We start from the raw sequence: 24,178 nt of genomic DNA, 5'->3' as shown, positions 1-24,178 counted from the left end.
AGCCCATCTGCGCGACGGCCGGACCGGTCCTCACGGCCCCACGCGCGCTGAGCCTTGAGCGCGGGCTCAGCGCGCGTGGTGACCGAAGGGGTCCACCTCGAACGATTCCTGCACGCTGAGCAGCCGGCACTCCCCGCTCTCGGCGTCCACCGAGATCTGGCACGGCCCGTAGAGGAAGTACCGGCTGTCCCTGGTGTCGACGTACTTCGCGGACTGGAAGGCGAAGTAGTAGAACTCGCCTTTCCTCGCCTTCACCTCGTCCTCGTCGAACAGGGCGACCTCGTTGTCCCAGCAGGCGGACTCCTGCTGAAGGAACTCCTTGGCGAGCTGTTCCGCCTGTTCCATCGTGTACATCAGTTCACCCTCATCAGCTTGAACGACTTGAAATACGTGGGGTCGACGAATCCCGTCTGGACATCGACGAAGAGCACGCGACCCTGATGGTTCACGATGTTGAACACGTGACCGGGCTGACCGAGAACGGGCGAATCGCCCGCGACTATACCGCGCGCTCCGTCACCGGCATTGCGTACGTCGTCGACCATCTCCCAGAATCCCTTGTCCTGGAAACTGCTCCCGAACACGCTCTCCAGCCGGTCGAGGCTCTGCACGCCGCCCATGTATCCGGGCACGGGCTTTATCCCCTCGCCGCGCATATAGCGTTCGAAGGCCTCTCCGACATAGGTGCAGTTGGTGTTGCCGCCCTCGGGATTGAACTGTTTCGCCAGTTCCACGTTGTTGGGGGTCTCGTACGGCTTGGCCGGATAGGGGGACTTCGCCGGAGCGAGGCCCAGGGGATCACAGGTGACCGAGGGCCGGTCCACGTACGCGACGGGGTTGGCCGCCGGAGCGAGGCCGAGGGGGTCCAGGCTGACGTACCGTCCCACTTCGGGGTCGTAGTACCTGAGGTAGTTGTAGTTCAGCCCTGTCTCGGCGTCGAAGTATTGCCCCGGGAAACGCAGCGGCGTGTAGGCGTCGCTGCGCACCGACCATGTCGTCTTGCCCCAGTTGGTGGCCCGAGATCGCCAGGCGATCTCGCCTGCCTCGTCAACCAGTTCGCAGGGGGCGCCCGAGAGATCGGACACGATCGCGAAGAAACGTGCGTCGACCTCCTCCTGCGGGGCGGCGGCCATACTCCGGCGCTCGCTCTGGGCGACCAGCTCAGCGCCGTTGCGGTGCCAGGTCAGGGTCACCGAGTCGCTCGACTCGCCCCAACTCGTGGTCTGCTCGCACAACGTGACGCCATCCCAGGCGAACTTCACCCGCTCAAGCACGTCGACGCCGTTCTCCGCCATACGCTGCTTGGCGACGCGTCGGCCGAGGGCGTCGTACCGGTACTGCCACACCGTGCCATCGGGTGTGACGACCTGGGTGAGCCGGTCCTCCGCGTCCCAGCTGTAACGCCAGGTGTCCGGCTTGCGGGAGAGCCGGGTCCGCTGGCGGAGCACTACGCGTCCGGCCGCGTCGTGCTCGTAGCGGACCCGGCCGGCGCGGACAAGGTCGGCGCCCTGGTAGGCGCGTTCGCCGCAGCCGTCGTCTCCGAAGTGCGGTCCGGGCCAGTTAGCCGCCGTCTGGTTGCCGACCACGTCGTAGGAGTAGGCCTCGGCCCACGCCTCCCCGCTGACCCGGGTGGTGCGACCCGCCAGGTCGAGTTCGTACTGCCGGACGCCATCGAGCTGGTCCTCGACCCTGGTGAGACTGCCGTCCGCGCGGTACGCATAGGCCCTGGCCTGGATGCGTCCGCGCGCGTGGTCGACCGAATGGGAGATCAGCCGGTTCATCGCGTCGAACGACCGCGACATACTCAGGGAGTCACCGAAACGGCGCGTGGTCTCGCGACCGGCCAGGTCGTACTCCATCGTGATGGCGCGACCGTCCGCCGTGAGCCGGCAGGACTGGCCCGTCTTGTCGAACTCCCAGACGCTCTCGGCGCCCGCCGGTGTGGTACGTCCCGCGAGTCGGCCGAACTCGTCGTAGCGGTATGACACTTCCTGGTCGTCGATGCGCTCGGTGACCAGGCGCCCATGCCGGTCGCGCAGGAGGGTCAGGTCCGTGTCGGCGTTGACCGCGCGGGCGATCTGATCGGTGAAGTCGTAGGTGTACGTCATCACCTCCCCGTCGGCGGTCTTGCGGACGACCTGACCGAGCGCGTTGTGCTCGAAGGTGACGACCTGCCCGAGTGCGTTCGTGCGGGAGACCAGATCACCCGCCGCGCTGTAGGAGTAGCGGGTGACCCGGCCGCCGAAGTCGGTCTCCCGGACCAGCCGGCCGACGAGGTCGTACTCGTAGGTCCAGGTCTCTCCTAGGGGATTGGTCACCTCGGTGAGGCGGAGTTCCTTGTCGTACCGGAACCCGTAGCGCGAACCATCGGGCTCGACGCGGGCCGTCATCAGGTCGAACTCGGAGTACTCGAATGAGGTCCGGCCGCCGATCGTGTCCGTGTGGGTGAGACAGTTCCCCTCACCGTCGTACGTCCACGATTCCTCGGTGCCGTCCGGATCGATCCGACGGGTGATCTTCCCCTCGACGGACCACTCCATCCGGCCGGTGGCGCCGAGGGGGTCGGTGATGGATATGACACGGCCGAGGACGTCGCGCTCGTAGCGCATGACGCCGCCGGTGTGATCGCGCACCTCCACTGGCAGTCCGGTCGCGTCGCAGACGATCTCGGTCAGCCGGCCCTGCTGGTCGCGCACCCCGGAGATGTTCCCGGAGCCGTCGTAGGTGTAGCGGGTCGTGCTGCCCGCCGAGTCGGCCACCGACGTACGGTTGCCGCGATCGTCCCACTCTTGGCGGACCGTGCTCCCGTCCGGGCGTACGTGCCGGGTAAGCAGGCCGCGTCCATCGTAGGAGAACGTCGCCCGCCGGCCGTCCGGACGGGTGATCTCCGTCAGATTGCCCACGTCGTCGTAGCTATAGGACGTCGTGCGTCCGACGGCGTCGGTCTCCGACAGCAGCCGGTCGAAGCGGTCGCGGGTGAAGTGCCTCGTGTTCCCGGCGGGGTCGACGATGGCGACCACCTGGTAGCGGTCGTTGACAAGGTACCGGCGCACCGCGCCGTCGCCATTGACGACCGTTGTGGTGCGCAGCCCGGTCTCCGGGTCCGGTTCGGTGTAGGACAGCAGCAGGCTCATATGGCCTTCGGCGCCGCCCTGTTGGACACACCGGTTCCGGTCGTCGTACTCGTAGCGGAAGGTGTGACCGTTGGTGTCTGTCCAGGACGTGATCCTGCGGGCGTCGTCGTAGGTGAAGCCCAGTGCCCGGCCAGAAGAGTTGACGACCTCGGCGAGGTCGCCCCGCGCGTATTCGTAGCGGATCAGCCGGAGATCGGCTCCGTCCTCACCTCCCCCAACCAGGTGGAGTCCGGTGATCCGGCCGTCGGCGCTCTCCAGCCGCAGACGCTGCCCGCTGCTGAGGGCGATCGCCGAGGGAACTCCCGCCGCGTCGTATTCGAAGCCGGTCCAGTTGCCGTTGCGGTCGTCGATCTGGACCAGATCGGCCCGATCGCCGTCACAGTCCGCGAAACGCCAGGTCCGCTGCGTCTGTGGGTCGGTGACGGTATACCCGTCCGCCTCCCGACTCAGGGGCCAGCGCGGGCCGTGTGTGGGCAGGACGGGCAGACCGGGTGCGGGATGGGGGTAGAACAGGCGCATCCCCTCCTCGTGGAAGAAGGTGACGCCGGCGGAGGTGACGTCCAGCCGCTGATCGATCGAGCTCGCCCACGAGGGTCCGAACCAACGCCCGTGTGTGTAGCCGGACTCGACCCGGCGCTTGAACGCGAACGGCAGCGCGCCGGGCAGCGTCACGTCCGTCTGGGACAGGTACATCCTGCCGGTGGCCAGATTGATCGGGTCCGTACCCGCGGACTCCAGGTTTTTCTCGAGCTGCCCCTCGACGGCCCCCGGGGCCGTCTCGGCCGCTTCGGAGGCGGCCTTCGCGCTGTTGGCGGCGAGCATCCCCCCTTCGCCCGCTTCAGCGGCGGCTCCCGCGCCGTCCGTCGCCACGGCCAGCAAGGCCTGGGGAAGCAATTCGCCCTCGAAGTTGGCGGGGTCCGACTTGAACGACTGCCATGCCGACTGCAGCGCGCGGTCCGGATGCGTGGCCATCGAGACCACTCCGCCGAGAAGTTGGACCTTGTTCTGCAGGAAGGCGGCGGGATGCGTGAGGTTGTACGGGTCCATCACGTTGATGCTGCGGACGAAGTTCACGATGCCGGCGGTGCCCTTGACGAAACCGCCCAGCACATGGGCCGAGTTGACGGAGTTCGCCATCACCGTGTCCATGCCGTCCAGCTTCAACTGCTGGGTGACCGACGGCTCCCTGGGCGCGTGCTGGAGCGCAGCTCTCAGCTTGGTCTCCGTCTCGGCAGCGATCTTGTTTCGCTGCCGCCGCGCCGCGTCGAGGACCTGCTGTGCCTCGCACATCGCGGGCTCGCCTGGGTCGTTCTCGTCGGGCCGCGGGCCGGGGTCGTCGCTGCCCGCCTCGACCTTGTCGTTGTACGCGACGACCCGCTTCTCGTGCGCGTCGGAGGCGGACTTGCCCTCCTCGTACTGCCGGATGGCCTCCTTCGCCTGTCCCTGCGCCCATTCAACGGTGTCGGCGAAACCGCTCAGCGCCGCAGCCGCGTCCTGGCACGCGGCGGCCGCCTGTATCCACTTGGTGGGATGCAGCGCGAACTTCTCGCGGAAGGTGTCCGCCGCGACGCCCTTCCACCCGGCCGAGTCGACGGCCTTCATCCCCATGCCGACTTCCTCGAAGGCGACGGCCAGCGCGAGGAGATGGCCGGCGTTCTCGCGGATCTTCGCCGGCTTGCCATGGACCAGGCTGCTCGGCTCGGCGTCCGGCCCCAGCTGATCCTCGGGAACGTACGCGCCAAGGTACGAGGCAACCTGTGCTCCCCCGTCGCGCACCCGGCGGGCCACGCCGTGCGCGCCGGCCTTGTCCAGGAGGTCGCCGGTGAGGTCCGCGCCTCCCTCGACCAGCTCACCCGTCTCGCGCTTGGCGCCGTCGAGAAGCTTCTTGCCGCCGCTCAGCAGTTCGCCGCCGTACTTGCCCCAGTCCGTCATCAGCGCCCGCCCTCCTGCGGCTGCTGCGGCTGCTGCGGCTGCTGCAGGCCAAGCGAGAGGTTCACCAGGTCGTCGTACTTGTCCTGGTCCATGCCGAGCGCGACCGGCATCGTCTCGACACCGGGGATCGTCTCGGAGGTGACTCCATCACGGATCATGCCTTTGAACGTGTCGCGCGAGACGTTCTCGGCGTCCTTGAAGGACTTCAGGCTGTAGTCCGCGTCTAGCGCCGCGGGGTGGGCCAGTTGATCCCAGCTCTGGCTCGTCACCTGCTGCTCGGTGGCATACGGGTTGCCGGTCAGGGAGTTCAGGCCCACCTTGAACGAATCCTTCACGGTCTGGTCCGTCTGGTAGAGCGTGCCGGCGGAGAGCCCGACCGCAACCGCGAAGCCGTTCCCCTCCTCGATCAGAGCCCTCACCCCCCACTGCCAGCGCTCGCAGAAGGAGTGGAAAACGGCCCCGACGCTGTCACTGCCGATCGTCAGGGCGTCCATCTCCAGCTTGTCGAAGCCCCGCCCCGCGCCCGTCCAGCCCGCGTCGGCGACGAGTCCCAGCTTCCCCATCTCGGTGAGGGCCTGGTTGATCCCCTGGGAGATCATGGCCAGTCCGACGACCTGGAGGTCGCCGTCCCCGCCCTGCCCGCCACCCGCACCGTCAGCGACCTGCATTACCGACCCTCCTCATAGCCGTACCCCGAGCGGCCGGGTACGGCAATGCCGTGCGCCACCGCGCCCGCATCACCCTCGCGGTCCGGCCCGTCGGCGTCGCCCGACCGCACGCCGGGGAACTCCGATCCGTCCACCGCCGCCTCTTCCGGCACCACGCCCACCACGGGCGGCAGCACCAGAGCCCGCTCACCGTCCGCCGCGTCCACAACCACGCCGCACGGCACCCCGGTCCGGGCCACCTCGGGTACGGCGGCATCCAGTAGGGCGGCGCCCCACACGGCGAGGTACGGCCACGGCCGCGCGCCCTGCCCGCGCAGCAGCGCGAACCGGGCCAGCGCCTCCTCGCCGGTAAAGGCGAGGATCCAGCGCACGCCGCCCTCGTCCACCGTCAAAGGCGCCTCGGTACCGCCACCGGCCGGCAGTGCACCCACCGGCACCAGCACCCGCGACCGCCGGAACTCGCCCAGCTCGGCCAGGAACCGGAGACGGCGGGCTTGCGCCTGTGCGTCCAGCGATGGAGCGGCACTCGCGGTGTCGCCCGTGACGCGCTCCGCGCCGGCGCCCGAAGGGCCACCCTTGATGACGTTCGCAGGGCTGTCGGACCGTTCGCCATCACTTGGGGTGTCTGCACTGCGACTTGGACTCGACAGCTCCGGTGCGCTGGAGCAGGGCACGGCACCCGGCTCGGCGCGCGCCGACCGCACGACCGTCCCGTCGGCGATGTCCGTCAGCTTCGACCGGGGTATGGCCAGTTCGGCGCCTTCTGTTGGCTCGTCCGTCATCAAGTCCCCGTCACGGGGTAGTCCGGCAACCCCATCCAGTGATCAAACTCAAACAGGATCACACGTTGCAGTTGCCAGTTACCAGTTGATCGGCGTCAAGCGCGAGCAAAACTCGGGTCGGTCAGAACAGGCTCAGCAGGGCCTCCGCCGGGTCCGTGAGGACGTTCTCTCCGCCGGGGAGTGGGAGTTCGAACCAGACCGTCTTGCCGCGTGGGGTGCGTCGGGAGCCCCAGGCCGCGCTGAGCAGTCCGACCAGTTGCAGGCCGCGGCCGCCCTCGTCGGTGTCGCGGGCGCGCCGGCGGCGGGGCTGGACCAGTCCGGAGTCCCAGACCTCGCAGACCAGGGTGCGATCCAGCAGCAGCCGTAGCCGTATCTCGCCCTCGCCGTAGCGCAGGGCGTTCGTGACGAGTTCGCTGACCAGGAGTTCCGTGGTGTCGATCAGCGGCTCCAGGTCCCAGGCGGCCAGCTGGGTGCGGGCGTACTCGCGGGCCCGGCCGACGCTGCGCGGCTCGCGCGGCAGCGTCCAGTCGCCGACGGACTCGGCGGGCAGTCCCTGGACGCGGGCCATCAGCAGCGCGATGTCGTCCTCGCCGTGGTGGGTGTCGAGGGTGTTGAGGACGTGGTCGCAGACGTCCTCCAGGGGGCGGGAGGGGTCCGTCAGCGCTCCGACGAAGGCCCGTAGTCCCTCGTCCAGCGGGTGGTCGCGGGATTCGACCAGGCCGTCCGTGTAGAGGGCGAGCAGCGCGCCCTCGGGCAGCTCGACCTCCACCTCCTCGAACGGCTCGCCGCCCACTCCCAGCGGCATCCCCGGAGGCACGTCGAGCATCAGCGCCGCCTCGCCGGGCTCGACCAGCACCGGTGGCAGGTGTCCGGCGTTGGCGAAGGTGCATCGCCTGGTGACGGAGTCGTAGACGGCGTACACGCAGGTGGCGAGGTACACCTCGGAAAGGTCGGCGTCGCGGGGCTGCCGGGCGGTGCGGGTGGCCTGCTGGACGCCTCCGGGCGTGCCGAGTCCACGGGCGATCTCGTCCAGCGCCGAGAGGACTTCCGCCGGTTCGAGATCCAGCAGGGCCAAGGTGCGCACCGCCGTACGCAGTTCGCCCATGGCGACGGCCGCGCGCAGGCCGCGACCCATGACGTCGCCGACCACCAACGCGGTGCGGTGGCCGGGCAGTTCGATGACGTCGAACCAGTCGCCGCCCACCTCGGTGGCCGCGTTGCCGGGCAGGTAGCGGCAGGCGATGTCCAGGCCGGAGGCCTCGGGGTCGCCCGGCGGGAGCAGGGACCGTTGCAGTATCAGGGCCCGTTCGTGCTCGCGGCGGTACAGGCGGGCGTTGTCGATGCAGACGGCGGCGCGCGCGGCGAGTTCGACGGCGAGGTCCCGGTCGCGTTCGCCGAACGGCTCGCTGCCCTTCGTGCGTGCGAACTGGGCGAGGCCGACGACGGTGTCGTGGGCGACCATCGGCACGGCCAGCGTGGACTGCACGAGGCTGCCGTCCTCGGCGGGCACCCGCTGCGGGCGGGCGGTGCGCAGGGCGTCGGCGCATGGCGAGTTGAAGGGGAAGCGGTGCACCGCGCCGACCGCGACGGACTCACCTGAGCCGTCGAAGGGTTCGTCGGACACGGCGCTGGCGAAGGCGACGCGGCGCAGTTCCGCGCTGCCGTCGGCGAGGCCGGGCGGGGCGTCGTCGCCGGCGAGCAGGCCCTGGTAGAGGTCGACGGTGGCGACGTCGCAGAAGCCGGGGACGACGACGTCGAGGAGTTCGCGTGCGGTGGTCTCCAGGTCGAGGGAGTTGCCGATGCGGGCGCCGGCCTCGTTGAGCAGGGCGAGGTTGCGCCGGGCCGCCGCCGCCTCGCGGGCGGCCTCGCGCCGGGCGGTGATGTCGGTGCCGAGCCAGGCGATGCCGATGCTCAGGCCGCTGCCGCTGTGCACCCGGTAGAGGTTGACGGACCAGTGCCGGCGCTCCTCGGAGCCCGGGACGAAGCCCGTCACATGCATGTCGGTGATGGAGTCGCCGGTCTCCAGCACCCGGCGCAGGGTGGCCGAGACCCGCTCGGCCTCGCCGCGTGGCAGGTAGTCGTGAACTCCCTTGCCGCAGTGGTCGTCCGGGGTGCCGCCGAAGATGGAGGCGAACCGCGTGTTGGCCCGGCGCACCCGCAGATCGGGGTCGATGAACAGGAACCCGAACGGGGATTGCCCGAAAATCGCCTGCGAGGCGGCGAGGTCGGTCTCGATGCTGCGCAGGGTGCGGACGTCCACGACGATGCAGACGGCGGCCTTGTCGCCCTCGGCGGTCCGGGTGGGCATCACGTAGACCTCGGCCAGCCCCCGCTCGGCGCGCGCGCCGTCCTCCGGGTCGGGCACCCGGAAGGGGACCACTCCGGTCCACTCCCGCCCGTCGAGGATCTCGGCCATCTTGCGCTGGCCGCGCTCGCGCAGGTCGGGGTCGATGAAGGCCTCGATGGGGTCCATGCCGACGACGCGTTCGGCGGGGATGCCGAAGAGCTGCTCGGCGCGCAGGCTCCACTGGTCGACCAGTCCGCCGGGGCCGATGGAGAAGGAGGCGACCTTTATGTAGTCGTACATCGAGCCGGGCGGACTGCTCTGCCACATGGCATCGGGGGACGCCGCGGCGGCTTCCGCGGTCTGGCCCCTCGCGCCGTCCGACGGGTCCTCGGACTCCGTGGCCTTCGCTGGTATCTCGCTCACGCGAACCGTCCCCTCCAGCTCACCGCGTCCGGCACCGGTCACCGGGTACGGCTGCCCGCAGTATCCAGCACTACGGCGCCGCACGGCACGGTGTTCACGATCACAGCTCGGTCCAGGCATTTTCCGGACCGGGCCGCGACAACACTTCCAGTCTTCTAACCAGGGAACACGCCCTCGAATCACGTACTCGGCAACGGTCCGCCCACAGGCCGGCGGCGATGGACGGCACACGGGCGCGTGTACACCGGCCCGGAGGATGAACGAAGGCGTGACCGGCGCCGAGACCGAGCGCGGCGTCCGGTGACGCGGCAGGTGGCGCGGCAGATGACGCGACTGGTGGCGCGGCGGGCCGGGTTACGGGCCGGGCGACGGGACCGGCATAGCGTTCACTCTCAATTCAATGCAACGCACGAAGCTCTTCGTTGCATTACATGCAGAACCATCGCAACGAAATTGGCACTCTGAGCTGCGCTAATGCCAATCACATGCAACAAACTCATTGCGCAAAAACTGAACGCTACGTAGCGTTCACGACATCAGAAACGGCAAGCGCAAGAGTCAAGAGGAGAGCATCATGCAGAAGTTCGACACCCCCGCCCCGGTCTCGACCGTCCTCGACATTCCGGCGGGACGCATCCAGTTCATCGCCGCCGACCGGTCCGACACCACGGTCGAGGTCCGGCCGGCCGACGCTTCCGAGAGCCGCGACGTGAAGGCGGCCGAGCGGATCACCGTCGCGTACGGCGACGGCGTCCTGCGGGTCGAGGCCGCGCCGGCGAAGAACCGGGTCCTCGGCTCCTCCGGATCCGTCGAGGTGACGGTCCAACTGCCCGCCGGCTCCCGGATCGAGGCCAAGGCGGCCAGCGCCGAACTCCGGGGCGTGGGACGGCTCGGCGACGTCACCTTCGAGGGCGCGCAGGCCACGGTCCAGCTCGACGAGACCGAAGGCGCCCGCGTGACCCTCCAGGCCGGCGACGTTTCGATCGGCCGCCTGGGCGGGGACGGCGAGATCAGCACCCAGAAGGGCGACCTCCGCGTCACCGAGGCCGTACGCGGCACCGTCACCCTGCGCACCGAGCACGGCGACATCGCGATCGGCGCCGCCCGCGGGGTCTCCGCCTCCCTGGACGCCGGCACCACCTACGGCCGCATCCTCAACTCGCTCCAGAACACCGAGGGTGCCGCCGGTCTGGACATCCGCGCGACCACCTCCTACGGCGACATCACCGCCCGCAGCGTCTGACCGGCAACCCCCCATGGGGCGCACCAACATGGCCACGCCTGACCGATCCGACCCTTGCCGGGCCGGATCGGTCGGATCGGCCAGGAACCGCAAGCGGCTGACGCACCGCCAGACCCCGTCAGGCCGCCAGACCCCTTCAGGCCGCGAACGGGACGGAGCGCGACGATCGCCCGAAACCTGAGCCCCCGTCACACCCCCGACTCAGCCGGGCACCGCCAGCTCGAACCACACGGTCTTGCCGACGTCGCCGGGCCGGGTGCCCCAGCGGCGCGAGGAGCCGGCGACCAACTGCAGGCCTCTTCCGCCCTCGTCCTCGGGGCGGGCGACCCGTTCCCGCGGCGGATCCGGCAGCGGGTCGGAGACCTCCACCAGCAACGCGCCGTCGACGTCGGCCGGCCGCACCAGCCGTACGCCGATGGGACCGGTGGCATGCCGCAGCGAGTTGGTCACCAGCTCACTGACCAGCAGCGCCGTGAGGTCGGCGAGGCTGCCTAGATGCCAGCCGAGCAACTGGCCACGGACGGCGGCACGAGCGGTACGCACGGCGCCAGGTTCCGCGGGAAAGGTCCACTCGGCACAATCGCCTTCAGTGTCGATCACGCCCGATCACTTCCCAGGCCAGCGAGCCCACCCATGTCCGGTTTCGTGGGGTTAATAGGCACATACCCGGTTCCGGGGGGCAGTACCGTGCGGCCGGGTGCACAGTGGCACGAACGGCGTACGAGGCGCATGGCACATCCCGGCTACGTACCGGCTACGTACCGGCCGTACGGCGGAGTGCCCCGGCCTCGCCGCACGGGGAATAGGTCAGTGCGTTCCGGCGCCGAGCCGGGCGGCGATCTCGCGGACCGCGGGCACGTCCTGGTCCAGCCAGGGCACCTCCCAGAGCCGGTCGGGGGTGAGCCAGCGCAGCTCGTCGTGGTCCTGGAGGGGCTGGGGCGCGGCCGAGCCCGGCCGCAGGCGGGCGGTCCACACCCACAGGGCGTACGGGGATTTCAGCGGCCACTCCCCCGGCACCCGCTCGACGGCCTCGGCGTCGACGCCCAGCTCCTCGCGCAGTTCGCGCACCAGGGCGTCCTCGGGCCGCTCGCCGGGCTCGACCTTGCCGCCGGGCAGCTCCCAGCGCCCGGCCAGCTCGGGGGGCGCACTGCGGCGCGCGGCGAGCAGCCGGCCCGCGTCGAGCAGGGCGGCACCGACCACCACGATCCGTTCGGTCATGGGGCGGAGCCTACGGCAGCGCGCTCGGGGTCAGTTGCGAGCGCCGTCCCCGGTCTGACTGATCCGCTCGACCCAGTACAGCTGCTGGTGGCCGCGGTCGTCGAGACTGTCCGCGATCTTCTGGGCCTCCGCCCGGGTCGCGTACCGGCCCACGCGGTAGCGATTGCCGTTGTCGTCCTGCCGTATCACGATCCAGGGCAGAGAGACCGCTCCCTCACTCATCGCCCCCACCGCTCTTCCTCGCACCGCCCAGCCCTCCCCCACGTTGGACCGCCCTCGCGCGGAGGGACTCCGTCCCCGTCCCGGGCTCCCGCCGCGCCCCGCCTAAGGAAACCGCAATCCGCATATGCCCGAGCGTACGCCCAACCTTCACGCACCGAATACGGCTTTTCACAAAGAGGTACGCAACCAGCCAGAACACAGGGGGCGCACGACAGCGAATGCGCCGCCTCGCGGCTCGGTTCCGCGGAGCCGGGGGGCATATCGGGCACCCCCGGGGCCACCCGGGATCACCTGGGAGAACGACCGGATCACAGCGGCCGTGGAGAGTCCGGGCGAGCACCGGACGACGCGGGCGCGGGCCCGGGGGCGTGCCGTGGCGCGCGCTACGGGGCGCGCGGTGTGGGCTACTTCACTGGGACCGGGAGTGAATGGCGAAGGGCGACGGTGTGCGCCGGCGGCCGGACGGCCTCGGCGCGCGCGAGGCGGGGCGGGGCGGGGCGAGGCGGGGCGAGGCGGGGCGCCGGGGGCGCCGCCGCGACCGAGGGGCACGGCCGGCCGTGTCGGGGAGGCACGGCCGTGCAGGGGGTGCGGCAGGGCGGCTCGCGACCGTGACGAGGGGTGCGGCGGACAGGGTACGGGCGGCGAACGGTCGTGCGTGGGCGCTATTTGACGGGCAGGTGGTAGGCGACCCGGTAGCGGTCGGCCGGGATGACGACGTCGGCGGTCTCCACCGGGCGGCCGGAGGCGTAGTAGGTGCGCTGGATGACGAGGACCACGTGTCCGGGGACACCGCCGAGGAGGTGGAGCTCCTCGGCCAGGCCGGGGCGGGCGCCGACCTCCTCGGTGACGTTGTCCACGATCACGTCGATGGCACGCATACGCTCGACGACGCCCATGCCTCCGAGGGGGCCCTCCTCGGGAAGCATCACCGGGGTGCGGCCGGTGACGGCGAGGGGCTCCCAGGAGGTGGAGAGCATCATCGGCTCCCCCGCCTCGCGGAACAGATAGGCGGTGCGCATGACCCGGTCGCCGGTCTGGACGGCGAGCCGCTCGGCGATCGCGGCCCCGGCCTCGGCCTGCTCGCTGCGGGACTCCCAGGTGCCGCGCGCGGCGGCGTCGGCCTGTTCCTGCCGGAACGGGGTGGCCCCGCCGGAGGGCCGGTACCCGGAGCGGGCCACGCTTCTCGGCACGGGGCGCTCGCGCACGTACGTTCCCGATCCGGAGCGGCCCTCGACCAGCCCCTCGGCCATCAGCACCTTGCGGGCCTCCAGCGCGACGGTGTCCGAGACGCCGTACTCCTCGCGGATGCGGGCCTGCGACGGGAGCCGGGTATGAGGCGGCAGCGAACCGTCGACGATCTTCTTGCGGAGATCACCCGCGACACGCAGATACGCCGGCTGTTCACCGAAAGTCACTGGCCGCTCCCATCAGGTTGTACAGACAGCAACAGCCTGGCAACCGTGGGTTGTGCCATGCAAGCAAAGGCCAGAGAATCACTCGATGTGATGACTTATGCCCGGGGAGGGCTTTACCCAGGCGCTTTCGCCCCGCTATAGATCACCGAGTGGGCCCGCGTGCGGACCCCGGCGTGGACCCCGGCATGGACCCCCGTATAGCTCCCCGCTTCCGCGACGATCACACCTGCATGCCGGTGCTTCCCGAGCCGTCACCGCCGTTGTCGCCACGGTTGTCCCCGCCGCCGCCGTCGCCGTCGTCCCCGTTGCCGCCCTCGTCGACCGCGGGCGGAGTGGTCTCCAGGCCCAGGGCCTTGCGCGGGGGGACGGACCGCCGCGCGTCGAGGAGCCGCATACCGGCGTCGTAGTGCCGGTAGAAGCCGTCGGCGTCGTCCGCCTCCGCCGCCTTCGCCCACTCCGCGCGCGCGTCGTCGAGGCCCGCGGCCAGCGCGGCGACCGGAGCCCGGGCGTCGGCGGGCCAGGGGTGGCCGCGCAGCATCCGGGCCTGCTCCGCCAGAGCCGCCGACACGCGCCCGGCCCACGCCTTGTGCCCCGGCAGGTCGTCCTCGACATACTCGGCGTCCGGCGCGGTGTCCATGGCCGCGTTGAAGACGTGAGCGGCCTTCAGATAGGCGACCTGGTCGGGGTCGAGGGCGGACGCGTCGTTGCGCAGCGATCCGGTGAGGTCCTTGCCCTCGGTGGTGTTGCCGAACACGCAGGTGACCTCGCGGTCGCCTGCCGACCAGCTGTCGCCGGTGGGGGTGAGGTAGTAGACGTCGACGTCGTCCGGGACGGCCCAGCTGTCCATCGCGTAGGTGTACTGGAGGCCGTAGCAGCGCTTGTCCGCGGCGGCGGCCAGTGAGTCGTCGCCGGGGTAGGAACCGTCCTTCAGGTCGAAGGTGGCGAACACCTCACCGTCGTGCGCGCCGGAGCAGGGCACCTTGTCGACGCCGTCCGTGTCGCCGGTGAGCCTGCCGCCCGGCTCGTCGAAGCATTCGCCCCTGGCCGGCGCGTACCCCGCGCCGGCGCGCGCGCCCTCCTGGAAGCCGTTCCAGATGTAGGTGTCGCTGCCCGTCACGACCAGCACCATCCCCAGCACCAGTCCGATCCCGGACAGCACCGAGCCTCCGATCGCCATCCCCCTGCCGCGCTCGCCCCGCTCGCGGAGCCGCCGCAGCGCGATCAGCCCGAGCACCAGACCGACACCGGGCAGGCAGCACAGCACACCCGTCACGAGCGAGGCGATGGCGAGGCCGCTTACGGGGGCCGGCCGGTTGTAGGGGCTGTACCCCTGCCCCCACGGCTGGTACCCGGGCGCGCCGGGTACCCCCGGTACCCCCGGCGTCCCGTAGGGGTTCTGCGGGTTCTGCGGGTACTGCGGGTACTGCGGGTACGACGGCGGCCCGTACGCCCCCTGCTGATGCGGCTGCGCAGGCTGGGGCGGCTGGTACGGCCCCTGCGGCGGCTGGGGACCGAAGGGCGGAGGTATGGACACCGGTTACCGTGCTCCTGGTTCGGGCGGCGACAGCGCGAGACCGACGGCGGGACCGGCGGCGGACTGACGTACGACTGCGCGCATGCTAAGCGGGGCGCGCGCCGGGGGCGGAACCGGGCGTGCGGTGGCACGCTCCCCCCTCAGCCGCCCACTAGGGGAATGAGCTTGATGAAGACCAGCCCCGGGCAGGCGGTGAGGTCCACCTCCTCGTCGAGGTCCTCGACCTGGCGGTCACCTGCCAGTACGAAGAAACCGTTGGAGCGGAAGGCCCGCTCCGCGGCGACGGCCTGGCGCTCCCAGTCGAGCGGGCGGGGCACGGCCAGGCGGTAGCCGCCCGGCTCGGTCGTGGCGCCCTCGGGGCGGACCAGGCCTGCGAACCGGTTCGCCGGGCGGGAGTTGTACCGGGTGACCTCCTCACGGACGCGCAGCCTGATCAGCTCGCGCACGGTCATCCGGTCCGGGAGACCGCCGACCTCCCACGCGGCGACAGCCCTGCCGGTCGCGGTCTCGTCCCGGAAGGTCACGCCGGCCATCGGACACCTCGCTCGACCTGGGTACGGATCGACGGGTCCTTGATGTCGTCGTCCGCGGCGAGCAGGAACGCCTTGCTGAGGATGAGGGAGAGCCGTTCGTCCTCGAAGGGCAGGAACAGCCGGCCGTCGGTCCTGCCCCGTGCGGGAACGACGCACAGGTAGGCGTTGCCGGGTTCCATCAGGATGTTCCCCGAACCCAGGTGGATCCGGTACGTGTTCAGGTCGCCCCGCACCACCAGGAAGCGGCCGTCGAGCGCACATCGGCCGGCGATCCTGAGCCTGGGCAGGATGTGTGCCAGCGCGTCGCGACGGGACTCGGCACCCGCGGTCAGCTCTCCGAACCCGGCCTGCTCCCAGTACACGCGCGCGGGGCCCTCGTCGGTCCAGTCGGGGTCGGCGGCTATGGAGGTCACACCCACGAAGAGGTCCACGTCCCGCATCGCCTCGCTGAACAGCAGCGGGGGCACGTCGGCGAGCGGCGCGTCCCGCCACCCGCCCTCCACCCGGCGGGTGAAACGGACCCGGTCGGTCGCGGCCAGCTCGTGGTCGCCGGCCAGGCTCGCCCAGGTGTGCAGGAAGTGGATCCGCCACTCCCCCAGGGTCCGCACGGCCTCGTCCCCGTCGCCGTCGTCCCAGCCGCCGAGCAGCCGGCTCGTCCACCCCCGGGCGCGGAACAGCGCGAACATCCTGCGGTAGTGGACGAGGTGCGCGGCGAACCGGTTCGAGTGGGTGCGGCTCTCCTGCTCGGCGGGGGTGAGCAGGTAGATCTCGCGGAACGCCTGCTTGAACGGCTGCCGGATCCGCCGCTCGGTGAGCAGGTCCCGCCAGGCCCGCACGGCGGCGGGCGTGGAGCGCAGGGGATGCCAGAGGCGTACGGGGGCGTCGTCGGGCGCGTCGGGGAGGTCCGCGCCGGTCCCGGGCAGGACGGCCCGCCACTCGCCGGGACCTGTCTCGACCTCCCAGACGAGGCGGTGTACGAGGGCCCGGGCGAGCGGATGCCCGGCCAGCTCGGCACGCCACCAGCCGTAGGGGTGCACGGCGTCGGAGGCGTAGCCGCCCTCCAACGCCCGGGCCAGCGTGGCCAGATGGACGTCGACCCGCTTCGCCAGGTCACGGACCTCCCTGACCAGGCCGGGGTGGTCGCGGCGGACCGGCGCGGGGACGGAACGTTGGGGACGGCCGTCCTTCTCCCAGCTCACGGTGACGACGCCGGCGGCAGTCCCGGCAGCGGTCCCCGCGGCAATTCCGGCAGCGTTCCCCGCGGCGGTCCTGGCAGAGTCCCCCGCGGCAGCTCCGGCAGCGTTCCCCGCGGTGGTCCCGGTGACCGTCACGACGGCCGCGTACCCGTCGCCGGTCTCCCTGCGCAGCACGCCGTCCTCGTCGAAACCGAGCCTCGGCAGCCGCAGCGCGACGTCGGTCCGCGCGGCGAGTGCCGCGTCCGTCACCCTGAGCATCTTGCCGAGTTGCTTGGGCACCCCGGCGTGCCGGACGGTCCCGCGCAGGGCGCGCAGCCCCGACACCAGCTCGGGTGTCGGGAAGTCCTGTACCGCGCGGGCCAGTTCGTACAGCAGCGCCTGGGACGGCACGGTCCTGGCGGCGGTCGGGGCCAGCGCGATCCCGGGCAGCAGCCGGTCGGCCAGTCCGGGCAGCCACGGTTCGTCGCGCAGCAGCGCCACCCGGGCGGCACGCCCGAGCGCGGAGACCTCGCGGGGCGCGAACGCCTTGTCCGACCGGTAGGGGATCTCCCCCGCGTGGATCGCGTCCGCACGGTCGGCCGCCGCCTCCAACGCCCGGCGGGCGTAGGCGACGTAGGCCGGGAGACCGGCCAGGCTCCGCCACGCGTCCGGGAGGAGCGGCAGAGAGCCGTAGTGCAGGACCCGGCCGACCTCGGCCAGCAATACCCAATCGGCCGGGGCGAGTTCGACGAAGGTCGCGATCTCGTCCGCCCCGATGGGGCCCGCTTCGGCGGCCAGGCGTTCCGCGGCCCCGCGCAGCGTTGCGGCGCCCGCGAGTCCCGCCACGGCGAGCAGCGCGTACGGCTCTGGCACATCGCGCTTGGCCAGGGCGAACTCGACCAGCTCACGGGCCGGTTCGGAGAGGTCCGGCCACGGGCCCGTGCACCGCAGCACCGATCCGGCGGCCATGGCGAGGTCGGCCGAGCCACCGCGCAGACGCGCGTATGCGAGGAGCGCCTCGAACAACCGGCGGCACGCCTCGGGGGTGTAGCGCGGCTGCCGCTCACCGCCGGTCCGGCGTACCGCGGCACGGGTCGTCGACATCGCACGCGTGTCAGCGGGATCGGGGGTGTGGGCATCCGGGAGCAGGGTGCCGAGTTCCTCGTCGGAGATCCGCGCCAGGTCGGCGCCGATGTCCTCGGTCCGGGCGGACGGGTCGGTCATCGCGCGCTGGAGCCGCTGGGCCGGATTCACCGGTGCCCCGCACCGGCGAACTCCGCCTGGACGAACGGTTCATGTCTGCGGGATGCGTGCACCTGAGCGTCGTAGAACATGGCCGGGATGATGGCAGGCGGCACTGACAACGCGGCCGGAGCGGCGAACGGCACCACCCCTGGGGGCGGTGCCGTTCTGGATCAGAAGTCTCCAGCGGGGCGGCGCACGGTGACGCGGCGCGAATCGCCTTGCGGCGCGGCAAGGAGCGGTGCGGGGCGGGACCGTTGCGGCACGGCGCCGCGCGGTACGGGATGGCGCCGCGCGGTACGGTGCGGCGCCTGACGTCCGCTACTTCTCCCCGCCGGTCTCCCGCTCGTCCGCGCGCGGGCCCTGCAGCTCCAGCCTGCCGTTGACCTGCTCGGGGCGGTCGGCCGTCTTCTGACCGCCCTGGCTGTTCTGGCCGTTGAGGTTCTGCCGGACCGAGTCCAGGATCGTCAGGCCCTGGGCGACCAGGCCGGCCGCGATCTCGCCGAGTCCGTCCGCGCCGTTCAGGACGTTGACGTTGGCGCCGGCCAGACCTCCCGCGGCCTCCTTCACGATCAGCGGGAGCTGGTCGATCAGCATCCGGTCGAGGGCGACGCGGTCGTGCGAGGCCGCCGCCTCGGCCTGGATCCTCATCCGCTGCGCCTCGGCCGCGGCAAGAATCCTGACCCGCTCCGCCTCGGCCTCCGCGGGCTTCACGACCTCCGCGACCAGCTGCTGCTGGCGCAACTTGGCCTGGCGCTGGGCCAGTTCGGTCTGAGCGGCCAGCACCTCCTGCTGTGCGTGCGCCTGCGCCAGCGGTCCGGCCTGGGCGGCCTCCGCCTGAGCGCGGTCCACCTGGGCCGAGTACTCCGCCCGGACCACCGCGGTCTGCCGGGCGTACTCGGCCTGCTTGCGGGCCGCGTCCTGCTCCGCCTCGGCGGCGGCCTGGTTGGCCTGGGCCTGAGCGATCTGGGCCTGCCGCTGGATGGCCGCCTTGTGCGGCGCGGACATCGCGTCGATGTAGCCGGTGTCGCCGTCGTCGATCGACTGGATCTGCAGCGAGTCCACGATCAGGCCGATCTTCGCCATCTCCGTCTTGGAGGTGTCCAGCACCTCCGCGGCGAGCTTCTGCCGCTCCGTGACGATCTCCTCGACCGTCATGGAGCCGATGATGGCGCGCAGGTGGCCGGCGAAGATCCGGCCGGTCAGGACCGACATCTGCTCCTGGTCGGAGAGGAACCGCTGTCCTGCGTTGATGATGCTCTCGCTGTCGTTGCCGACCTTGAAGGCGATGACGGCACGGACGTGCAACGCGATGCCCTGCTTGGTGACACAGGTCTCGGTGACCTCGGCCTCGCACATCGACAGCGTGAGGAAGCGGACCTTGCGGAAGACCGGAAGCACGAACTTGCCGTGCCCCGTCACCACCCGGAACGGCGCGCCCCCCAGTCCCCGCCGCCCACCCGAGATCAGCATCGCCTCGTCGGGAGCGGGAACGCGGTAACCGAACATACTGCTTCGTCTCCTCAGTCGACGTCGGCGGCCAGGCCGCCCAACGTGTCCAACGGATCGCCCCATTTGATGACGTCGACCTCACGGCACCCTCGGGAATCGACCACGAGCACGGTCGCTCCGAGCGGCAGGGGCTCCTGCGACCAGGCGAGGAAGGTCTCGGAGCCGCCTCTGACCCGCACCAGGATCTCGCCGGGACCGGCGGATCCACGTGTGGCGATGAGCAGCTCCCCCGTACAGCCGATCACGGCCTCGTCCTGTGCCATCGCCGACTGCCTCCCATCGTTCTGGCCCTGTCAGATCCGACATTAGACCTGCCCGTGACAGGCGCATACACCGCGGTGGCACCCTGTCCCGGACCTGAGTCCCGCCGTCCCGGGACGGCCCTTCCGCGCCGGCCCGGGAGTACCGCGGCCGGCCGGCGGACCGTCGCGGCCAGTACACCGCACGATCCGCGTCTTCGCAGGTCGGGACGCCTTTTCGTTCTGGTCCCCGGTCTCCTCGTACCCCGCCCGGACGCTTCGGCGGCCGGGCCCGGCGGCCCGGACCGGTCCGGTGCGCGTCCGTGGGCGTCCGTGGGCGTCCGTGGGTGTCCGCGGGCGTCCGCGGGCGTCCGTGGGTGTCCGCGGGCGTCCGCGGGCGTCCGTGGGTGTCCGCGGGCGTCCCGGAAGGGCCGCGTTCGGGCGCGTTCAGGCCGCTTTCGCGGACGCGCGTGAGCGGCGCTCGCGCCACCGGGTGACCGCCCAGAGGACGTTGACCCCGCCCAGTGTGACCAGCACCGCCGCCCCGTCGGCGTTGGCCGCGAGGCCGTGCTCCGGCCCGAGTGCCCGCGCCGCGCGGACCAGCAAGGTGATGTCGGCGGGCAGGGTGACAGCGGCCATGAACGTCAGGCAGACCACCGTGCCGACGACGAGGACGACGCTGTAGAGGCGGACGGCCCGGCGCTCGTGCGCGGGCAGCCGGGTGCTCGGGTCACCGGCCCGGGTGGGTTCGCCGGTCCCGCCGGAGCGTGGTGAGCGCGGTGACCGCAGCGCCCGCCGGAAGACGTAGTGGGCGTAGGCGAGACCGTCGCCGTACAGGTTCCGGCAGCCGGTGAGGTCCTGGAGGACGAAGTACAGGTCCGTACGGGTGAACACCATGAGCTGGAAGGGCAGCGGCAGCAGGGCCAGCAGCAGGGCGGCGGACAGCAGCCGGTGGGCCGTCGTCCCGGTGCCCGTCAGGGCGAGGACCAGGATCATGGACGACGCGACGGACACGTTGAGGGCGATGCCGGCCAGGTAGGCCGTCAGCCGGTGGCGGCGGGGCGCGAGCTCGATGCCGCTGATGTCGGTCTGCATGACGAGGAACTGCAGCCGGGTGCCCAGCCGTATCCTCCCCGGCACGCCCGCGGCGCGGGCGGTGACCAGGTGCGCCAGCTCGTGGGCCAGCACCAGCGCCCACCCGGCCGCCGCCCCGGAGAGCAGGACCAGGCTGCCGTGCCGACTCCACAGCAGGTCGCGATAGCCCGGCAGCAGTGCGGGACGGCGGATCAGGACGGCGACGGCGGCCGCCAGCAGCGCACCGGCGAACACGGGGAGCACCGGATGCAGGGCGAACCGCACATGGCGGGGACGCAGCCACGGCAGTGACGCGCGTGGCGCTTCGCCGTCCGGGACCGGCGTGTCCCCGATCCGCGCCACGAACCCCAGAGCGGTCAGATCCCTGACGAAGTCCGTGATCTCGAACTCCTCACCGGTCTCGTCACGCAGCATCCGCGCCGTACGGGACACGCTCAGTTCCTGGCCCAGGAGTTCCACCGCCCGTGCCCCGGCCGCCGGCATGGCGACGAAGGTGCGGGTGGCCATGCGGCCAACGATCCACTCGTCCCGGTCGCGCCGCACCGCCAGATCGTGCAGCAGGACGCGGGTCGACGGCTCGATGCGGGGACGGTCCTCCGCCGCGGTGCCGGTCACGGGTGGTCTCCCGGGGCCTCCCCGTCCCCGGACGGTTCCGTTCCGCAGGCGGGGCAGTCGGGGCGGCGGTCCGAGCGCTGCATGATCGCGTCGCCGGGCAGCATGAGGTTGAGGCCGGAGCGGTATCCGGGGTCGATCCGCGGGATGCCGCACAGCAGCGCGATGGCGGCATGGGCCAGCAGACCGCCGGACAGACCCGCGGTCACGGCGTTGGCCGGGTTCCACGGCATCCGGGGCGAGGCGACGTCCTCGTCCTGTCCGGGCGCGAGCCGCAGATCGCGCCGCTCGGCCTCGGCGATGCGCAGGCACTCCCAGCACGCGCCCCGGCCGGGCGTGAAGACCCCGACACTCACCAGCGGGCCGCGGTAACCGGCTTCGGCCCACGGGGTGCCGGATGCCAGACAGACCTGGTTGGCCCATCTGCGGATGACGGCGGGGCGGTCGGCGGCCAGCAGCAGCACGTCGTACGCCGGTCTGCTGCACGCCGGTCTGCCGCCGAGGGCACGGGAGCCGCGGGGGTCGCCGGAACCGCCGGGGGCACCGGTCAGCAGGGCTTCGAGGTCCGCCGGTCCGCGTACCTCCCGGCGCTCACCCGTGACCTCCGTGTCCGAGTTCAGCGCGCGCAACGCCGTCAGCGCCGCGTCGACCTTGGCCGTACCGAGGTCGTCCTCACGGAAGAGCGTCTGCCGGTTGAGGTTGGACAGCTCGACGACGTCCGGGTCGACGCAGTGCAGCCGCCCCACCCCGGAGGCCACCAGGTCCCGGGCGGCCGCTCCGCCGGTACCGCCGACACCGACCAGCAGGACCCGGGCCCGGCGCAGCCGCACCTGCGGCTCCCAGGCACTCTCCCGCGGCCGCAGATCCATCCAGCGCAGCAGCGTCATGCCCCGGCCGTACCGCTCCCGTTCCCGCTCGGACAGCTCCGCCGGCGGCGCGGCACCGGCGTCCTCCACGAACCCGGCCGTGGTCAGGTCCGTCATCGCCCGGACGATGTCCGGGGCCGGTAACCGCAGTCCCGGATGGCGACGGGACACCTCGGCGACGATGTCCTCGGCGTCCCGCGTGCCGTCCATGACCTCGACCAGCGTCCACACCCAGCCGTCGGGGTCCTTGACCTCGGACCCGATGCCGTGGACGACGCTCCCGATCCTTACGTGGCCGTCCACCGTCCGGTAGGCCCGGTGCTCGGGCTTGATCCGAGGCCGTCGCATCGCTCGCAGCGTCATCTTCACGCCAATCTCGTCAGCACCGGCTCCTCCGGCGGCACCGGTCGTTGACAACAGTCACCCCCGACGCGAAGCCTGGCAAGAGCACATCAATCTCCTGCACGGCACGGCACGGCCACCACCGGAAGGGACACGACATGCCGAACAAGATCGAGATCCGTCCGCTGGACAAGAAGGAGACCACCGGCGACAGCGGTGGCAACGGCGGTTCCTGACCTGACCCGCCCGATGGACCGCTACCCCACGGTCGCGGAGGTCACCGAGTCGGCGCGGCGGCTGGTCTCCCGGTTCCCCGGAACCGGCCGGCTGCGCCGGGTCGGGACGTCCCGCGCGGGACGTCCGATCCTGATGCTGTCCGTGGGGCACGGGCCGCGCCACATCCTGGTGGTCGCCGGACCGCACCCCGACGAGCCGGTCGGCGGCGCGACCGCGCTGGCGCTGGCGGAGCGGGTGGCACGCGGCGACCGGCGGTCCCCGGCGACCGACCCCGCCGCTGTCACCTGGGACATCATCCTGTGCCTCGACCCGGACGGCGCGGCGCTGAGCGAGTGCGGCGCACTCAGTGAGGGCACGGCGCCGAGCGAGGGCACGGCACCCAGCCTGGGCGACGCACCCAGCTTGGCCACCGCCGAAGGAACGCCCCCCACGGCCGACGAACCGACGGCCGCCCCCACCCTGAGCCACTACTACCGCACCGCCTACCGCCCGATCGCCGCGGAACAGCCGGAGTGGGCGCCGATCGCCGCGCGGCCGCTCCCGGAGACGCGGACGCTGTTCGAGGTGATCGACGAATCGCGGCCGGTCCTCCAGTGCTCCCTGCACAGCACCGATGTGGGCGGCAGCTGGGTGCAGTTGACCCGCGACCTCCCCGAACTGGGCGCCCCCTTCCGCGCGTCGGCGGCCGAGCTCGGAATTCCTCTCCAGCACGGCACGTACGACGCCCTGGGCTGGGAGAACCCCAGCCCCGCGGTCCACGTCCTGCCTCCGCCGGACAGCACCGACCGCCTGGCGGCCGGGTCGGAGAACATAGGGCTGTCCACCTGGTGCGCGCCTCTGCGGTACGGCGGCGTCACGGCGATCGTCGAAGTGCCCATGTGGGCCACCGACATGGCCGAGGACCTGTCCCCGCACCCGCGGGCCGACCACGCGCTGCGCGACCTGGCCGGGCTGGTGCTGGACGGCGGACGGCAGGTGACCGCCGTCCTCGACAAGGCGCGCGGATTCCTGCCGCCGGCCCAGGACGACCCGCTCAGACGCGTGGTGGAGTGGATGGCCGACGGCCTCTACGACATCGTCGCCGCTTCCTGGGAACCACTCGCCCGGCAGGCGGCCGCCGCGTCACACGCCGGTGATCCGCGCCGGTTGACGACCGCCCAGGTAGCGGCCCTGGACATCGTGGCCCGCCGGCAGCCGCTCCGCGCGGCGGGCCTCCTGCTCCGCCTGCTGAAGTCGGCGGACGACCCCGCCGCCCCCGCGCTCCACCGCGAGCTGGACGAACTCTTCACCGCGGGGTGCACGGATTTCGAGAAGGCTCTGCGGGTGCGCTGGGTACCCGTGCGCGATCAGGTGGAACACCAGAGACGCACGGTCACGGCAGCCGCGGAGAGCGCGCTGAAGTCCCTGCGGTGAGCGGGGAATCGGGGACACGCGGCGGCTGAGCAGGCCCGGCGGAAACGCGCGGTC

Annotated in this window: 18 protein-coding genes and 1 pseudogene; 3 read left to right on the top strand and 16 right to left on the bottom strand. The window is 71.6% G+C overall.

What is annotated here, in order from left to right; translation table 11 throughout:
* Positions 1-66 precede the first annotated feature (66 nt).
* The 5 genes from OIB37_RS23700 to OIB37_RS23680 all read right to left on the bottom strand — a co-directional run bounded on the left by OIB37_RS23700 (position 67) and on the right by OIB37_RS23680 (position 9,226).
* Positions 67-354 (bottom strand): hypothetical protein, encoded by a 288-nt coding sequence (locus OIB37_RS23700; protein WP_330459610.1) that lies wholly within the window; start codon positions 352-354, stop codon positions 67-69.
* Positions 354-5,066 (bottom strand): putative T7SS-secreted protein, encoded by a 4,713-nt coding sequence (locus OIB37_RS23695; RefSeq protein ID WP_330459609.1) that lies wholly within the window; start codon positions 5,064-5,066, stop codon positions 354-356. The genes OIB37_RS23700 and OIB37_RS23695 overlap by 1 nt, the downstream gene beginning before the upstream one ends.
* The gene (locus tag OIB37_RS23690; protein WP_330459608.1) at positions 5,066-5,734 is read right to left on the bottom strand and encodes a hypothetical protein; all 669 of its coding nucleotides are present in this window, start codon (positions 5,732-5,734) and stop codon (positions 5,066-5,068) included. The genes OIB37_RS23695 and OIB37_RS23690 overlap by 1 nt, the downstream gene beginning before the upstream one ends.
* Entirely contained in the window at positions 5,734-6,516 is a 783-nt protein-coding gene (locus tag OIB37_RS23685) for an SseB family protein (RefSeq protein ID WP_330459607.1), read from the bottom strand. The genes OIB37_RS23690 and OIB37_RS23685 overlap by 1 nt, the downstream gene beginning before the upstream one ends.
* A gap of 121 nt (positions 6,517-6,637) precedes the next feature.
* Positions 6,638-9,226, bottom strand: coding sequence for a SpoIIE family protein phosphatase (locus tag OIB37_RS23680; RefSeq protein WP_330459606.1), 2,589 nt, complete (start codon positions 9,224-9,226; stop codon positions 6,638-6,640).
* 574 nt (positions 9,227-9,800) lie between these two features.
* Between OIB37_RS23680 and OIB37_RS23675 the strand changes: the two genes are divergently transcribed.
* Positions 9,801-10,469: a DUF4097 family beta strand repeat-containing protein gene (locus tag OIB37_RS23675; RefSeq protein ID WP_330459605.1), complete on the top strand. Its 669-nt coding sequence runs from the start codon at positions 9,801-9,803 to the stop codon at positions 10,467-10,469.
* A 201-nt stretch (positions 10,470-10,670) separates the two neighbouring features.
* Here the strand turns inward: OIB37_RS23675 and OIB37_RS23670 are convergent.
* The 11 genes and pseudogenes from OIB37_RS23670 to OIB37_RS23620 form a co-directional block, all read right to left on the bottom strand.
* Positions 10,671-11,100: pseudogene (locus OIB37_RS23670) on the bottom strand (ATP-binding protein).
* A 176-nt stretch (positions 11,101-11,276) separates the two neighbouring features.
* Positions 11,277-11,687, bottom strand: coding sequence for a (deoxy)nucleoside triphosphate pyrophosphohydrolase (locus OIB37_RS23665; RefSeq protein ID WP_330459604.1), 411 nt, complete (start codon positions 11,685-11,687; stop codon positions 11,277-11,279).
* A 30-nt stretch (positions 11,688-11,717) separates the two neighbouring features.
* Positions 11,718-11,909 (bottom strand): SPOR domain-containing protein, encoded by a 192-nt coding sequence (locus OIB37_RS23660; RefSeq protein ID WP_330459603.1) that lies wholly within the window; start codon positions 11,907-11,909, stop codon positions 11,718-11,720.
* Between the two features lie 662 nt (positions 11,910-12,571).
* Complete coding sequence (locus OIB37_RS23655; protein ID WP_330459602.1) at positions 12,572-13,324, bottom strand: GntR family transcriptional regulator; 753 nt, start codon at positions 13,322-13,324, stop codon at positions 12,572-12,574.
* Positions 13,325-13,544: 220 nt separating this feature from the next.
* Positions 13,545-14,858: a DUF4190 domain-containing protein gene (locus OIB37_RS23650; protein WP_330459601.1), complete on the bottom strand. Its 1,314-nt coding sequence runs from the start codon at positions 14,856-14,858 to the stop codon at positions 13,545-13,547.
* Between the two features lie 140 nt (positions 14,859-14,998).
* Positions 14,999-15,391: a hypothetical protein gene (locus OIB37_RS23645; protein WP_330459600.1), complete on the bottom strand. Its 393-nt coding sequence runs from the start codon at positions 15,389-15,391 to the stop codon at positions 14,999-15,001.
* Complete coding sequence (locus tag OIB37_RS23640; protein ID WP_330459599.1) at positions 15,379-17,820, bottom strand: DUF4132 domain-containing protein; 2,442 nt, start codon at positions 17,818-17,820, stop codon at positions 15,379-15,381. The genes OIB37_RS23645 and OIB37_RS23640 overlap by 13 nt, the downstream gene beginning before the upstream one ends.
* A 309-nt stretch (positions 17,821-18,129) precedes the next feature.
* The gene (locus tag OIB37_RS23635) at positions 18,130-19,317 is read right to left on the bottom strand and encodes an SPFH domain-containing protein (RefSeq protein ID WP_330459598.1); all 1,188 of its coding nucleotides are present in this window, start codon (positions 19,315-19,317) and stop codon (positions 18,130-18,132) included.
* A gap of 14 nt (positions 19,318-19,331) precedes the next feature.
* Positions 19,332-19,583 (bottom strand): hypothetical protein, encoded by a 252-nt coding sequence (locus OIB37_RS23630; RefSeq protein WP_330459597.1) that lies wholly within the window; start codon positions 19,581-19,583, stop codon positions 19,332-19,334.
* 423 nt (positions 19,584-20,006) lie between these two features.
* Positions 20,007-21,269, bottom strand: a complete 1,263-nt coding sequence (locus tag OIB37_RS23625) for a hypothetical protein (protein ID WP_330459596.1) — start codon at positions 21,267-21,269, stop codon at positions 20,007-20,009.
* A complete protein-coding gene (locus OIB37_RS23620) occupies positions 21,266-22,495 on the bottom strand; it encodes a ThiF family adenylyltransferase (protein WP_330459595.1) in 1,230 nt (409 codons plus the stop codon). Before OIB37_RS23620 ends, OIB37_RS23625 begins: the two co-directional genes overlap by 4 nt.
* A 47-nt stretch (positions 22,496-22,542) precedes the next feature.
* Here OIB37_RS23620 and OIB37_RS23615 point away from each other — a divergent pair, with 47 nt between their 5' ends.
* On the top strand, positions 22,543-22,710 hold the full coding sequence (locus tag OIB37_RS23615) for a hypothetical protein (RefSeq protein ID WP_330459594.1): 168 nt from the start codon (positions 22,543-22,545) through the stop codon (positions 22,708-22,710).
* 13 nt (positions 22,711-22,723) lie between these two features.
* Complete coding sequence (locus tag OIB37_RS23610; protein WP_330459593.1) at positions 22,724-24,124, top strand: M14 family zinc carboxypeptidase; 1,401 nt, start codon at positions 22,724-22,726, stop codon at positions 24,122-24,124.
* Positions 24,125-24,178: the final 54 nt, after the last annotated feature.

Source organism: Streptomyces sp. NBC_00820 (assembly GCF_036347055.1).
Taxonomy (GTDB): domain Bacteria; phylum Actinomycetota; class Actinomycetes; order Streptomycetales; family Streptomycetaceae; genus Streptomyces.
The sequence above is the reverse complement of the archived record's forward strand: the minus strand, read 5'-3'. Positions and strand labels throughout refer to the sequence as shown.

Excerpts from the sequence above, each read along its gene's own strand:
- OIB37_RS23630 (WP_330459597.1), bottom strand. The coding sequence starts at position 19,583 with ATGGCACAGGACGAGGCCGTGATCGGCTGTACGGGGGAGCTGCTCATC.
- OIB37_RS23665 (WP_330459604.1), bottom strand. The coding sequence starts at position 11,687 with ATGACCGAACGGATCGTGGTGGTCGGTGCCGCCCTGCTCGACGCGGGC.
- OIB37_RS23695 (WP_330459609.1), bottom strand. The coding sequence starts at position 5,066 with ATGACGGACTGGGGCAAGTACGGCGGCGAACTGCTGAGCGGCGGCAAG.
- OIB37_RS23685 (WP_330459607.1), bottom strand. The coding sequence starts at position 6,516 with ATGACGGACGAGCCAACAGAAGGCGCCGAACTGGCCATACCCCGGTCG.
- OIB37_RS23700 (WP_330459610.1), bottom strand. The coding sequence starts at position 354 with ATGTACACGATGGAACAGGCGGAACAGCTCGCCAAGGAGTTCCTTCAG.
- OIB37_RS23620 (WP_330459595.1), bottom strand. The coding sequence starts at position 22,495 with ATGACGCTGCGAGCGATGCGACGGCCTCGGATCAAGCCCGAGCACCGG.
- OIB37_RS23635 (WP_330459598.1), bottom strand. The coding sequence starts at position 19,317 with ATGTTCGGTTACCGCGTTCCCGCTCCCGACGAGGCGATGCTGATCTCG.
- OIB37_RS23690 (WP_330459608.1), bottom strand. The coding sequence starts at position 5,734 with ATGCAGGTCGCTGACGGTGCGGGTGGCGGGCAGGGCGGGGACGGCGAC.
- OIB37_RS23610 (WP_330459593.1), top strand. The coding sequence starts at position 22,724 with ATGGACCGCTACCCCACGGTCGCGGAGGTCACCGAGTCGGCGCGGCGG.
- OIB37_RS23645 (WP_330459600.1), bottom strand. The coding sequence starts at position 15,391 with ATGGCCGGCGTGACCTTCCGGGACGAGACCGCGACCGGCAGGGCTGTC.
- OIB37_RS23660 (WP_330459603.1), bottom strand. The coding sequence starts at position 11,909 with ATGAGTGAGGGAGCGGTCTCTCTGCCCTGGATCGTGATACGGCAGGAC.
- OIB37_RS23675 (WP_330459605.1), top strand. The coding sequence starts at position 9,801 with ATGCAGAAGTTCGACACCCCCGCCCCGGTCTCGACCGTCCTCGACATT.